The 12,833-nt window shown below is 62.8% G+C and carries 14 protein-coding genes and 1 riboswitch; of the genes, 5 read left to right on the plus strand and 9 right to left on the minus strand.

Annotation, left to right across the window (positions count from 1 at the left end):
* From B384_RS18605 to B384_RS0110650, 6 genes are all read right to left on the minus strand, one after another.
* Window positions 1-827: aminotransferase class V-fold PLP-dependent enzyme (locus B384_RS18605; RefSeq protein WP_019483097.1), on the minus strand; the 827-nt coding region annotated here is incomplete at its 3' end.
* A gap of 36 nt (window positions 828-863) precedes the next feature.
* Window positions 864-977, minus strand: a riboswitch (SAM riboswitch).
* 53 nt (window positions 978-1,030) lie between these two features.
* Entirely contained in the window at window positions 1,031-1,840 is an 810-nt protein-coding gene (gene hisN / locus B384_RS0110630; protein ID WP_019483098.1) for a histidinol-phosphatase, read from the minus strand.
* 279 nt (window positions 1,841-2,119) lie between these two features.
* A complete protein-coding gene (locus B384_RS0110635) occupies window positions 2,120-2,323 on the minus strand; it encodes a cold-shock protein (protein WP_019483099.1) in 204 nt (67 codons plus the stop codon).
* A 102-nt stretch (window positions 2,324-2,425) separates the two neighbouring features.
* Window positions 2,426-3,559 (minus strand): ribosome small subunit-dependent GTPase A, encoded by a 1,134-nt coding sequence (gene rsgA, locus B384_RS0110640; protein ID WP_019483100.1) that lies wholly within the window; start codon window positions 3,557-3,559, stop codon window positions 2,426-2,428.
* 1 nt (window position 3,560) lies between these two features.
* A complete protein-coding gene (aroA, locus tag B384_RS0110645; RefSeq protein WP_019483101.1) occupies window positions 3,561-4,889 on the minus strand; it encodes a 3-phosphoshikimate 1-carboxyvinyltransferase in 1,329 nt (442 codons plus the stop codon).
* Between the two features lie 7 nt (window positions 4,890-4,896).
* Entirely contained in the window at window positions 4,897-5,475 is a 579-nt protein-coding gene (locus tag B384_RS0110650) for a DoxX family protein (protein ID WP_019483102.1), read from the minus strand.
* Window positions 5,476-5,672: 197 nt separating this feature from the next.
* Between B384_RS0110650 and B384_RS0110655 the strand changes: the two genes are divergently transcribed.
* Window positions 5,673-6,452: a sigma-70 family RNA polymerase sigma factor gene (locus tag B384_RS0110655; protein ID WP_019483103.1), complete on the plus strand. Its 780-nt coding sequence runs from the start codon at window positions 5,673-5,675 to the stop codon at window positions 6,450-6,452.
* On the plus strand, window positions 6,449-6,709 hold the full coding sequence (gene rsrA / locus B384_RS0110660) for a mycothiol system anti-sigma-R factor (protein WP_019483104.1): 261 nt from the start codon (window positions 6,449-6,451) through the stop codon (window positions 6,707-6,709). The genes B384_RS0110655 and rsrA overlap by 4 nt, the downstream gene beginning before the upstream one ends.
* Before the next feature lie 84 nt (window positions 6,710-6,793).
* On the opposite strand, the gene B384_RS21505 is transcribed toward rsrA, so the two are convergent.
* Entirely contained in the window at window positions 6,794-6,868 is a 75-nt protein-coding gene (locus B384_RS21505) for a 50S ribosomal protein bL37 (RefSeq protein WP_116778527.1), read from the minus strand.
* Between the two features lie 140 nt (window positions 6,869-7,008).
* Here B384_RS21505 and B384_RS0110665 point away from each other — a divergent pair, with 140 nt between their 5' ends.
* From B384_RS0110665 to B384_RS0110675, 3 genes are all read left to right on the plus strand, one after another.
* Complete coding sequence (locus B384_RS0110665) at window positions 7,009-7,977, plus strand: zinc-binding dehydrogenase (protein WP_019483105.1); 969 nt, start codon at window positions 7,009-7,011, stop codon at window positions 7,975-7,977.
* Window positions 7,978-8,097: 120 nt separating this feature from the next.
* Window positions 8,098-8,529, plus strand: a complete 432-nt coding sequence (locus B384_RS0110670) for a DUF1810 domain-containing protein (protein ID WP_019483106.1) — start codon at window positions 8,098-8,100, stop codon at window positions 8,527-8,529.
* A 243-nt stretch (window positions 8,530-8,772) separates the two neighbouring features.
* Window positions 8,773-9,615: a DUF2382 domain-containing protein gene (locus tag B384_RS0110675; protein WP_019483107.1), complete on the plus strand. Its 843-nt coding sequence runs from the start codon at window positions 8,773-8,775 to the stop codon at window positions 9,613-9,615.
* An 83-nt stretch (window positions 9,616-9,698) separates the two neighbouring features.
* Here the strand turns inward: B384_RS0110675 and B384_RS0110680 are convergent, their stop codons facing one another.
* Together B384_RS0110680 and B384_RS0110685 are read right to left on the minus strand one after the other, a co-directional pair.
* A complete protein-coding gene (locus B384_RS0110680; protein ID WP_019483108.1) occupies window positions 9,699-10,298 on the minus strand; it encodes a GDSL-type esterase/lipase family protein in 600 nt (199 codons plus the stop codon).
* A 144-nt stretch (window positions 10,299-10,442) separates the two neighbouring features.
* A partial coding sequence (locus B384_RS0110685) for a multifunctional oxoglutarate decarboxylase/oxoglutarate dehydrogenase thiamine pyrophosphate-binding subunit/dihydrolipoyllysine-residue succinyltransferase subunit (protein ID WP_026041119.1) occupies window positions 10,443-12,833 on the minus strand: 2,391 nt, incomplete at its 5' end.

Below are 12,833 nucleotides of genomic sequence, written 5' to 3' on the forward strand. Positions count from 1 at the left end.
CGGGCCGGTCCGGTGGCCCAGGAGACTGAATCGACTTTGACCCTCCGCACGGCTCCACCGCCGGGCAGGTACGGGGTGCCGGCGTCCAGCCAGTCCGGGCGGCCCACGAGCACGCCAGCACCGAACGGCGCGTATAACTTGTGACCCGAGAATGCCACATAGTCGATACCATCGCGGCTGATGTCGATCCGACGATGGGGTGCGAGCTGGGCGGCATCCACCACGATTCGCGCCCCGTGGGCGTGCGCCAATTCAGCCAACTCGCTGATCGGTAGAAGCTCGCCGGTGACATTGGATGCCCCGGTGACCGCCAGCAGACTGACCCCACCCGTGGATAGCTCGGCGCGGACCCGCTCAAGGGTGTCGGCGAGCGTCACGCCGGCCGTGAGGCTGCGGTGGGGGAGCTGCTGCCAGGGCAACAGGTTGGCATGATGTTCGACATCCAGGTACAACACCTCCCCCGTGGAGGGCACGCAGCCGGCCAGCAGGTTCAGCGAGTCGGTGGTGTTGCGGGTAAAGATCACTAAGTCGTCGCTGCGTCCACCCACAAAACGCCGGACTGTTGTCCTGGCATTTTCGTACAGCGAGGTGGAAACCTGGGAGGTGTAGCCGGCGCCGCGGTGGACGCTGGCGTAGAAGGGGATAACCGTATTGACGAAGTCGAGGACCTCGACCAGCGCCGGAGCGGACGCGGCGTAGTCGAGATTGACGTAGCGTACCTCGCTGCCCCCAAGCAGCGGCACCAACAGGTCATCTCCCACCACCTTCGCCAACTGATTCACGGGTGAGGTGGAATGGTGGAACGGCTCGATGGTTGCAATAGTCATGCTGGATCTCCAACGGTGGTGGACCCCGCAGCAGGGTGTCCGCGCTTGCCAGCCCAGTCAGGGACGGCCTGGTCGTCACCCGGGGCACCCCGCCGCGAAGAGGAGGGTTGCCGGCCAGCAAACCGGGGTTTAGCGCTGACACTCGTGACCAATAGAAAAAGCCTAGGGCACGGCAGGCGCCCCAGGCTTTTTATTACGGCTTCTTAAAGCAAGTCATCAACATCAGGGTTGAGGATCTGCAGCACGTCATTGTGGAGGGTGCTGTTGGTGGCCAAAGCATTCCCGCCAAACGGTCCGTCGGTGCCTTCCAGCGAGGTGAAGCGCCCGCCGGCCTCGGTGATGATCGGCACCAGGGCCGCCATGTCATACAGGTTCAACTCGGGTTCGCAGGCGATGTCGACTGCGCCCTCAGCAACCAGACAGTAGGACCAGAAGTCGCCGTAGGCCCTGCTGCGCCACACCGAGTCGGTCAGCGTCAGGAACTCCGGCAGGTTCCCGCGTTCCTTCCAGCCCGAGAGGCTGGAATAAGACATCGAGGCATCCTCGAGCCGGGACACGTTGGATACCTTGAGCCGGCTTGCCGCCGCGAGGGACTTGCCCATGTAGGCGCCGGTCCCGGTGGCCGCCCACCAGCGTTTGCCCAGAGCCGGAGCACTGACCAACCCGACCACCGGTTGCCCCTCGTCAATCAGCGCAATCAGGGTGGCCCAGACCGGGACGCCCCGCACAAAACTCTTGGTGCCGTCGATGGGATCGATGATCCAGCGACGCGAGCCGGCACCACTGCTTCCGAACTCTTCGCCGAGCACCGCGTCGCGGGGGCGGGCGCGGGAGAGCTGGCCACGAATCGACTCCTCGGCAGCCTTATCGGCATCGGTTACCGGGGTCAGGTCTGGCTTGGTCTCCACCACCAGGTCCTGGGCCTTGAATCGCGACATGGTCTGGTCGTCTACAGAATCGGCCATGACGTGGGCAAGGCGCAGATCATCGTTATAGCTTTGGCGGTGGTTCATACCTTCAACCTATCGCCTAACCCCGCGATAGTGCGGGATGTGCCCGGCCCCGTGGCACCAGCCCTGCACCAACGGGCCACCACCAGGTCCAGGTTTTCCGGAGTTTGCCCGCTTGCCCACTGTATGGCCCGGTTCGGTGGAGAGTCCCGTAGCTGCCCATCGATTGCCCGGACACGGTGGGCAGGAGGCACCTTAAACGCCACAGGACACCGGCGGCGGTGAGCCGCTTCGGTGTCCTGTGGGGAGCCGTCCAGTGGGACGGGCTACGTATCTGGGTTATTAGATAACGGTGATGTTCTCGGCCTGCGGTCCCTTGGGGCCCTGCGTGGTCTCGAAGTTGACCTTCTGGTTCTCTTCGAGGGCGCGGAATCCGCTGGAGTTGATTGCTGAGAAGTGGGCGAATACATCCGCGCCGCCGTCATCAGGAGCAATGAATCCAAAGCCCTTTTCAGCGTTGAACCATTTGACTGTACCTGTTGCCATTTTTTTCATATTCCTTGTGTGTGAGAATCCCCCCGTGCTTCGGGGTTCTCGTTGAGGCGAAAATTAGTGCTTAACACCACAACTGCTTTAAGCCTATCAGGTCTACTGTTCGCCGAGCTCTTTCGCTTCTTGCGTATTTCCCTTGGGCTCGGGGACGCTGGAGCCGAGCAGCCGCCGTAGGGAGGCCAGCCGGACTGGGCCCGAAACGCCTGCCCGCCCCTCGCTCACCCACGGGTCCAGGCCGCATTTCACCGCTAGCCGGTCATGGCGGCATCCTCTGGCGCATTCAGCTGTACCTGGTTCGAGGTCGGGGAAGGCCTGAAGAATTCGATCCGGGTCAACATGGGCCAGACCGAACGAGCGGATACCCGGGGTGTCGATAATCCAGGTCCCCGGCAAGGAATCTCCGGCTTTCAAGGCAACCGCCGACGACGACGTGTGCCTTCCCCTGCCTGTCACCGCGTTCACTCCGCCGGTTGCCCGGTTGGACCCGGTGAGCGCGTTGACCATAGTGGATTTACCCACGCCCGAGTGTCCCAGCAGCACGCTGACTTTCCCATCGAGATGGGACCGCAACTGGTTGACGGCGTCACCGAGGAGCCGGGCGGACAGGCCGTCGTCCGAGGTGCTCTCCACTCCTTCATCGTCGGTGGCTGTTCGGCTGATGATGACCGGAAGATCGAGGTGCCGGTAGTTGTCGAGCAACTCGGTGGGGTCTTTCAGGTCTGCCTTGGTGACGCAGAGGATGGGCTGGATGCCGGCGTCGTAGGCTGCCACCAGAGCGCGGTCGATGAAACCGGTGCGAGGTTCAGGGTTCGCCGCGGCCACCACGATCACCAGCTGGTCCGCATTGGCGACGACGGCGCGCTCCACCGGATCGGTGTCGTCGGCGCTCCGGCGCAGCAAAGTCCGGCGCTCCTGAACACGGACCAGCCGTGCCAGTGCGTCCGGGCCGCCGGAAAGGTCGCCCACCAGGGCGACCAGGTCACCGGCAACCACCGGAGTTCGACGGAGTTCGCGGGCCCGGGCCGCGATGACTACCCGCTCGCCGTCGCCATCCTCATCGACGACGGCGGTGTACCGTCCGCGGTCCACTGTGACGATCCGCCCGGTGACGGCATCGTCATAGGCTGGCCGGTCCTTGGTGCGGGGCCGGGTGCCCTTCTTGTTGGGCCGCACCCTGATATCGGATTCGTCCCAGGACCGAGCCCCGCCGCGGTTTCCTCCGGTTGCCACGTCAGAGACCGGACCCGGCGTCAGCTGGGTTTCCGGTAGCAGCGAGGTCAGCCCAGAGCTGGGGGAACTGGGGCATGGTTTTGGCGGTGGTGCCGATATTCTCGACCTCCACCCCCGGGACGGCCAGGCCGATGATGGCCCCGGCTGTCGCCATCCGATGATCCTCGTAGGTCCTGAACACGCCGCCGTGCAGGGGGGCTGGCTTGATGGACAGCCCATCAGCGGTTTCCGTGACGTTACCGCCAAGCCGGTTGATCTCGGTGGCGAGGGCTTTCAGCCGGTCCGTCTCGTGGCCGCGCAGGTGGGCGATTCCGGTGAGGACTGAGGGGGTATCAGCCAGGGCGCACAGCGCCGCCACGGTCGGCGCAAGTTCGCTGGTGTCTGCGAGGTTTGCGCCGCGGATGGTCGGGCCGCCGGTGACGGTCAATGTTCCCTGGGCGAGGGTGACGTCGGCTCCGAGCTGCGTGAGGATCTGACGCCACTGGTCGCCAACCTGTGAAGTGCCGGCGGGCCAATTCGGGATGTGTACGGTGCCGGCTGTGACCAGGGCTGCCGCGAGGAATGGTCCTGCGTTGGAGAGGTCCTGTTCAATCCGTAAGTCAAAGGCGCTGATCCGCCCGGAGGATACTCGCCACTGGTTGGGTACTGAATCGTCGACATCGACGCCGACCCCCCGTAGGACGTCGACGGTCATGGCGATGTGGTCGAGGCTGGGCACGGGTGGGCCGACGTGTTCCAGCTGGAGCCCATCGGTGAAGCGTGCGCCGACCAGGAGGAGCGCCGAGACGAACTGGGAGGAGGCACTGGCGTCGACGACTAGTCTGCCGCCGGGGACGGAGCCCGTACCGGTGAGGGTGAATGGCAACAGCCCGTCGTCGTCGTCATCCACGTCCACCCCGAGCCCGCGGAGTGCGGAGATGACGGCACCCATGGGGCGTTGGCGGGCGTGAGGATCACCGTCGAAGGAAGTAGTTCCCTGCCGCAGGGCTGCGAGCGGAGGCACAAACCTCATCACGGTGCCGGCAAGGCCGCAGTCGATGGCGGCGTCACCGCCTACTGAGAGGTCTATGGGCGTCACCAGCAGGTCGGGACCGAATGCGCCGTCGCCGGCAATTTCGGTCACCTCGGCGCCAAGGGCCCGAAGAGCTTCCACCATCAGGATGGAATCCCGGGAGATCAGTGGGGCCCGTAACCTCGACTGCCCGTCAGCGAGGGCCGCGAGGATCAGGAAACGGTTGGTGAGCGACTTGGAGCCGGGCACCTGAACTGTCGCATTGACGGACGAGGTTGCGTAGGGTGCTGGCCAATGCGACAGTTCCACGGGGGTCATTGACCTGCTAACCCACCAGTTCGGACGCGGTCTTGCGGACCGACTTGTTGGCCTTCTTCAGCTGCTTCTCAGTGTCTTTGGCAATGGTTTTGGCATTCTTGCGGGTGTCGTTCCCAAGAGCCTTGGCGTTGCGCTTCGCGTCGGACGCGAAGTGCTCGGCACGCCACGCGAGGCCCGGGCGGCCATTGGTGTCCACCGATGCCAGCAGAACTGCACCGATCAGCGAGACGTTCTTCAGGAGCTGGTTGCGCCGGTTCTTGCGTGCCTCGGCCGTCGAGGAATCCGCGGACTTGAAATCGACTAGGGTGTTGAGCCCCGCCGTGCCAACCAGCACCAGTGCGGCGACCCGCGAGAAACGTCCGATGCCGAGCAGAGCTGCGGCGCCTACCTGGGCGGCGCCGAGGGCCTGGGCAACGACTTTCTCGTTGGCGGTGACCGATGCCGCCGAGGGTACCGCTTTGTTGAGCCGGTCGAGGGTGGGGCGAAGCTGTGCGCCGGCGGCTTCGGCGTTGCGCAGCCGGTCGATCCCGGCCACCACGAACGAACTTGCAAGCATTGGGCGGGCTACTACGCGAACAAGGGTCATGATTGCCTCCTGGCTATTGACTGATCGGGCACTTAAGTCCTAGTTTTGCACTTTTAAATTGGTAAGGCGACACGGGTATCTCTGGCGACCCCATCTCGGGGTGTTCGGTTGGGGCCGGTTGACGTGCAGCAGTGGAATAACCAACCAGCGCCGTCGGTTATGAGCAGTAGACAACCAACCGAACTAATGAGAGGCGGATGATGACGGCGATCGCCGCAACAGTCAGTGAGACGCCCGATTTCCAGCTGACGGTAGCGCCACTGCGTCCCTCAGGGCGTGGGCGCGTAGACTTTTCCTCAATGAATACAACAGCCGCGGCGGGTAGTGCCCCAGCCGAAGACGATCAACTGGATGTGTCAACGGAATCGGATGCAGATCGGAAGATCCGCTTCGAACGGGACGCCATGCAGTATGTGGATCAGCTCTATTCGGCTGCCATGAGGATGGCACGGAACCCGGCCGATGCTGAAGACCTGGTGCAGGAGGCCTACACCAAAGCTTTCTCGGCGTTCCATCAGTACAAACCGGGCACCAATCTGAAGGCCTGGCTATACCGCATTCTCACGAACACCTATATCAACCTGTACCGCAAGCGGCAGCGCGAGCCGTTGCAGTCCCATTCGGACACGATCGAGGATTGGCAGCTCGCCAAAGCGGCGGAACNNNCCCCCGCCGGCCTACGGTCGGCCGAGGTAGAGGCGCTGGATCATCTTCCTGATTCAGACGTGAAGCAGGCGCTGCAGGCCATTCCGGAGGAATTCCGGCTGGCCGTCTACTTCTCCGATGTGGAGGGGTACGCCTACAAAGAAATTTCCGAGATCATGAACACCCCTATCGGCACCGTAATGTCGCGGCTGCACCGGGGGCGCAAGCTGTTGCGTGAACTGCTCGCCGAATATGCTCACGATCGGGGCCTTGGCGCCGCGAAGGCTGTTGCGGGTAGCGGCACGGCGAAGACACAGGAGGGTGGCAAATGAGCGACTGTCAGAGCCTTGGCGACTGCGCCGATTCCCGAATCGAGCGCCTGTACGACTATCTGGACGGGGCGTTGTCTCACGACGACCTGGTGGAGATCAAGAACCATCTCGAGGATTGCCCCGAGTGTGCCGAGGAGCATGACCTCGAGTGCGTCATTCGCTCGGTGGTCAAGCGATCCTGCACCGAGGTAGCTCCCACTACCCTGAAGACAAGCATCCTGGACCGGATCAGCCAGATCAAGACAGCCGAGCACTAGGCCCGGCAAACTGAGCCCAGCAAAAAGGAGCCCCCGCTGCCGATAATCGGCGCGGGGGCTCCTTTTTGCTATTAGCCCGACTGCTCAGGCGTTGGGGCGCTTACCGTGGTTAGCGCCGCCCTTCTTGCGGTCGCGCTTCTTGCGTGCTCGCTTGCTCATGGCTGCCTCCTTGCTTCTAAAGTATTTGGACTACCATCCAGTCTCCCACACTTCGTCGTCTCAGCCGTCAACCGGGGATCGTCGTTGGCAGGGTCCAGCGGTCCTAGGATGGTAGGACAGTCGAACCGAAGGAGCACCACGTGACCCGCGCCGTATACGTTGACTCATTTTCCACCGAGGACCCATTGGATGGTCTGGTGATTGGCGAGCTGACAGCCAGCGATCCGCCCGAAGGGTACCGCCGGGTCACGGTCAGGGCCTCTGCGTTGAACCACCACGACCTGTGGTCGCTCCGCGGTGTGGGCCTGGGCGCCGACAAACTTCCGATGGTCCTCGGGTGTGATGCGGCGGGAGTTGACGACGACGGCAACGAGGTGCTGGTTCACGGGGTGATTTCCTCACCCGGCTGGGAGGGGGATGAGACCCTTGACCCGCGGCGTTCGCTTCTCTCCGAGAAGCTGCCCGGCGCGATGGCCGACGTCGTTTGGGTCCCGGAACGCAACCTGATTCCCAAGCCTCCCGAGCTGAGCTTTGAGGAGGCCGCCTGCCTGCCCACCTCGTGGCTGACCGCCTATCGGATGCTGTTCACCGTCTCACCCGCCGCGCCCGGGTCCACCATCCTGGTGCAGGGGGCGGGGGGAGGGGTTTCCACCTCTCTCATCTCGTTGGCCAGCGCGGCAGGCTTCCGGGTCTGGGTGACCAGCCGGAGTAAGGCCAAGCAGCAGCGCGCGCTGGAACTGGGCGCTGCCGCAGTGTTCGACGACGGCGCGCGCCTGCCTGAGCGGGTTGACGTTGTCTTCGATTCAGTCGGCGAGGCCACCTGGTCCCACTCACTGAAATCGTTGAAGCCCGGCGGTGCGGTGGTAACGTGTGGTGCCACGAGCGGCGCCGCGCCAGGGGCCGACCTCAACCGGGTGTTCTTTCTCCAGCTGAAGGTCCTGGGGTCCACCATGGGGACCCGTGAAGAACTGATCAGGCTCACCCGCTTCCTGGTTGCCACGGGGGTGCGCCCTGAAATCGACGAGGTGTTTCCCCTTGAGCAGGCCGAGAAGGGCTTCAGGAAAATGCTTGAGGGCGAGGTATTCGGGAAGATCGTCTTCACTCACTAGGTGCTTTCGTACCTTCCAGCGTCGGTGACGGTAGCTGCGACATACCGTGTCCGACGCAGAGGGATACCTCTATGGTGACAAATTTCGGCAGCGGTGAGTTTGCGAAAAGGACGGCAAGACGTGGCAGCCAGTGATTTGCAGCGTTTCGTCTCGGCGCAGAACGGCGGCGGTACCTATGAGCGTGCCATGGCCGAGCTGGCCGCCGGAAAAAAGGAGACTCACTGGATGTGGTTCGTCTTCCCCCAACTCGCCGGTCTTGGGAAGAGCGCCACAGCACAACGGTTCGCGGTCTCGTCGCTCGCCGAGGCACAGGAGTTTCTCGCGCACCCCGTTTTAGGCCCACGCCTGATGGCCGCCGCAGAACTTCTTTTGTCCCTGACCGGTTCCGATGCGGACCTGATCTTTGGTCCGCTGGATGCGCAGAAACTGCGGTCGTCGCTGACGCTGTTTCTTAGGGCAGACCCGGATCGCCAGGTATTCGCACAGGTACTGGAGCGATATTTTAACGGCGATCCCGACCCGGTGAGTGATCGGATGATTGCCAATGAATAGCTCGCACCTCATTGACAGTAAGCCTGCTTAGGGTTACGTTTCTCTTGTTGCTTCAGACCCGGGCGGCGAGTTTCGGAACCATCGTGAGATGGCCTTGGCTCCCCGGCGTCCAGTGGAGCGAACGGCCCTCCGCATTGGCGGGCGGCAACCTTAGTCTCCTTCACCTCAGGGTCCTGAAACGCCTTTAAACAAGGCATGGTGAGTTCATTTCACCCAGGGTTATAACTGACAAGGAGTAAGAAAGTGCTTACAACTGATCATATTGACCGCATTCTGAACAGCGGCGGAAATGTCATTGACAACGATGGGGCCAAGGTGGGATCTGTGGGGCAGATCTACCTGGATGACCAGAGCGGCAATCCCAGCTGGGTGACGGTGAAGACGGGCATGTTTGGTACCTCCGAGTCCTTCGCGCCTCTTGAGGGCGCCGAGGTCGACGGTGATGATGTTCGGGTTGGGTATTCCAAAGACCAGATCAAGGATGCGCCACGGGTGGATCCGGATGCTGACCTGTCAGCCGAGGAGGAGAGCCGGCTCTACCAGCATTACGGGCTGAGCGGTTCCGCCAGTACCGGAAACGTCGATCAGGCGGGAACCGTACCGAGCAGTCGCAACAGTGATTTCCTTGACGGACCCGACTCTGAGACCCGCGCTGGCACCGGTCGCGTGAATGAGACCGGCAACGTGGGCCATGACACCTCGGGGCCCACCACGGATGACGCGATGACCCGCTCGGAGGAGCGTCTCAACATCGGGACCGAAAGCCGGGAGGTAGGGCGTGCGCGCCTGCGCAAGCACGTGGTGACCGAAATGGTGACCAAAACAGTTCCGGTCACCCGCGAGGAAGTCACTATCGAGCGCGAGCCCATCACGGATGCCAACCGCGGGGATGCCACCTCCGGACCGGACATCAGCGAAGAGGAACACGAAGTGATCCTTCATGCTGAGACGCCTGTTGTGGAGAAGGACACCGTTGCAGTCGAACGTGTTCGTCTCGGCAAGGAAACGGTCACCGACGAGAAAACCGTTACCGAAGAAGTCCGCAAGGAACAGATCGATACGGATGCCGACCCTGCCCGCGACTAGGCATCTAACCGCATTAAAGTGAGGTCAGAAGCCCCAGCGTTTGTATTCTGGGGCCTTCTGGCATTACCAGGAACAGGCCGGTACTACTCCGGTGCGGGCACGTCGAGCCACTGAAACCAGCCACGATGGAGAACCAGCCAGGCCATCAGACCGTAGCCAGCCTGACCCGGCCCGCCGCCATTCGCCGCGAGATCGCTCCGCCACTGCTCATGGGCTTGCAGGGGAGTGAATGTGTCCACGTAGACATGTTTCCGACGCGTGGTGACATCGGCGAAGGCCGCCGAAAGGTCAGCCAGTCTCCGGTTACGCTCGGCATCCAGACCGGGGGGAGGCCCCACCACCAGTACCTTGACGCTCATCTGCGCGGCACCGTCGAGGATGTTGGCGAGGTTGAGCCGGCTGCGCGCCGTTGACAGATCCAGATCGAGGTCCCGATCGGAGAGGCCAATGACGAGCCTGTTCTCGAATCCATCATCGAAACGGCGTCCGGTTTCCTGCAGCCACCGGTTCGCGAGTGCCTCGGTGCCCTCCTGCGGGGCGGCGAGGGTGAACGCCTGCAGGGAGACGCCGTCGGGGGCTGTCCGGGCGAGGACGCGGCCAAACCAGCCAAGGGCTCGAGGATCGCCCAGGCCTGCGAGCAGTTCGTCACCTACGGCTGCGAGCCGGATTCTGCGTTGTTCCACTGGTTGGTTACCTTTGTCCGCTCATCGTTTTATCACTTGGTTGCGCCACTGCGATCCGGGTTTCGAACCGAGCTCAAAAAAACTGTTGGGTGGGGTGCACGGCACCCCACCCAACATCATACGTAACTACCTATGGGTCGGTTGTTACTGCCGTTCGAATGCCTTCTTCACCAGGATCTCCTGCTCCACTGCGTGGCGCTTGGCCGAGCCGGTGGCAGTCGAAGCCGAGGCTGGACGCGACGCCAGGTGCAATGGCCGGTCAAGGTGTTCCGGCAGGTTCAGACCGATGAACGGCCACGGTCCCTGATTCGCCGGTTCGTCCTGAGCCCATACCAGGTCGGCATTGGGGTACTTGCCGACGGCCGCCTTGATGTCCTCGACCGGGAGGGGCGCGAGCTGTTCCACCCTGATAATCGCGGTCTTCTGGTCTTCGGTCTTCTGGCGCGATGCCAGCAGATCGTAGTACAGGCGACCGGAGACCAGGATGACGTGGTCGACGTCCTTGGCATTGGGTTCCTGCTTGTCCGGGATGACCGGGAGGAAGGTGCCGTTGGTGAAATCCTCGACAGAGCTGGCCGCCGCCTTCAACCGGAGCAATTGCTTTGGCGTGAAGATGATCAGCGGTTTCCGCGGCCGGGTGTAGGCCTGGCGCCGCAGCAGGTGGAAGTGGGATGCCGCGGACGTGGGGTTGGCCACGACCATGTTGTCTTCGGCGCACATCTGCAGGAAGCGCTCAATGCGGGCCGACGAGTGGTCGGGGCCCTGCCCTTCATAACCGTGCGGCAGCATTAGCACCAGTGAGGAGCGTTGCCCCCACTTCTGTTCTGCCGAACTGATGAACTCGTCGATGATGGTCTGGGCGCCGTTGACGAAGTCGCCGAACTGGGCCTCCCAGAGCACCAGGGCATCAGGGCGTTCCACCGAGTAGCCGTACTCGAACCCCATGGCAGCATATTCCGACAATAGCGAGTCGTAGATCCAGAACTTCGCCTGGGCGTCGCTGAGGTCATCGAGCGGCAACCATTCCTCGCCGGTCGCCCGGTCGTGGAAGACCGCGTGGCGCTGCACGAAGGTTCCACGGCGTGAGTCCTGGCCTGCCAGCCGGACTGGTACACCTTCCATGAGGAGCGAGCCGAACGCTGCCAGTTCGCCGAAGCCCCAGTCGATGCCGCCCTCGCGGGACATCTGCTCGCGCTTGTCGAGCAGCGCCTTCAGCTTCGGGTGAACGGTGAAGTTCTCGGGGACTGCGGTGTGGACCTTGCCGATGTGGGCGAGGGTTTCCGGGGTGATCGCTGTGCTGGCAGGTACGCCGACCCCTGTGTCGGACTGCTGCGACAGGGGGCGTTCGATGTCCGATACTGCTGCGGCGTCCTTAGTGACGATCGGGATAGGGGAGGTCTGGGCAGCATGCGTTTCAGCGAAGACCCGCTCCAGGCGCTCCTGGTAATCCCGCAGTGCCTGCTCCGCCTCGTCCTGGCTGATATCGCCGCGACCGATCAGCGCCTCGGTGTACAGCTTGCGCACCGAACGCTTCGCTTCGATGAGGTTGTACATCATGGGCTGGGTCATCGACGGATCGTCGCCCTCATTGTGACCACGACGGCGGTAGCACACCATGTCGATCACAACGTCCTTGTTGAACTTCTGCCGGAACTGGTAAGCAAGCTGGCCTACCCGAACCACTGCCTCGGGGTCGTCTCCGTTGACGTGGAAGATCGGGGCCTGGACCATCTTCGCGACGTCGGTGGAGTACACCGAGGACCGTGACGAAGTGGGGGAGGTGGTGAAACCAACCTGGTTGTTCACGATGATGTGGATGGTGCCGCCGGTGCGGTAGCCACGAAGCTGTGACAGGTTCAGGGTCTCGGCAACAACACCCTGGCCCGCGAAAGCCGCGTCGCCGTGGATCTGGATCGGGAGGACCGGGAACGCATCGCCCAGGTCGAGGCGGTCCTGCTTTGCCCGGACAATCCCCTCCAGTACGGAATCGACTGCCTCAAGGTGGGACGGGTTCGCGGCCAGATAGATCTTGGTCTCATTGCCGCTGTCCGAGGTGAAGGTGCCCTCTGTGCCGAGGTGGTACTTCACATCGCCCGATCCCTGCACCGAGCGGGGATCCTGGGTGCCTTCGAATTCGCGGAAGACCTGACCGTAGGTTTTTCCGGCAATGTTCGTCAGCACGTTCAACCGGCCGCGGTGGGCCATACCGATCGCTACCTCGTCGAGGCCGTCGTCGGCTGCATTGGAGATGATCGAATCGAGCAGCGGAATCAGCGACTCGCCGCCCTCAAGGGAGAAACGCTTCTGGCCGACGAACTTGGTCTGGAGGAAGGTTTCGAACGCTTCAGCAGCGTTGAGCTGGTGCAGCACCCGCATCTGTTCTTCGCGGCTCGGCTTGGAGTATGAGTGCTCCAGCTCATCCTGGAACCATTGACGCTCCTCGGGATCCTGGATGTGCATGTACTCGATGCCGGTCGTGCGGCAGTAGGCGTCACGCAGCACACCAAGGATGGTGCGGAACTTGAGCATCGGCTT

The sequence above is a fragment of the Arthrobacter sp. TB 23 genome, from assembly GCF_000294595.1.
Classification (GTDB): Bacteria; Actinomycetota; Actinomycetes; order Actinomycetales; family Micrococcaceae; genus Arthrobacter_D.

What these genes read in the sequence shown, in the direction of transcription:
- B384_RS0110635 (WP_019483099.1), bottom strand. Translation starts at nt 2,323, where the DNA reads ATGGCAACAGGTACAGTCAAATGGTTCAACGCTGAAAAGGGCTTTGGA.
- rsrA (WP_019483104.1), top strand. Translation starts at nt 6,449, where the DNA reads ATGAGCGACTGTCAGAGCCTTGGCGACTGCGCCGATTCCCGAATCGAG.
- hisN (WP_019483098.1), bottom strand. Translation starts at nt 1,840, where the DNA reads ATGAACCACCGCCAAAGCTATAACGATGATCTGCGCCTTGCCCACGTC.
- B384_RS0110650 (WP_019483102.1), bottom strand. Translation starts at nt 5,475, where the DNA reads ATGACCCTTGTTCGCGTAGTAGCCCGCCCAATGCTTGCAAGTTCGTTC.
- aroA (WP_019483101.1), bottom strand. Translation starts at nt 4,889, where the DNA reads ATGACCCCCGTGGAACTGTCGCATTGGCCAGCACCCTACGCAACCTCG.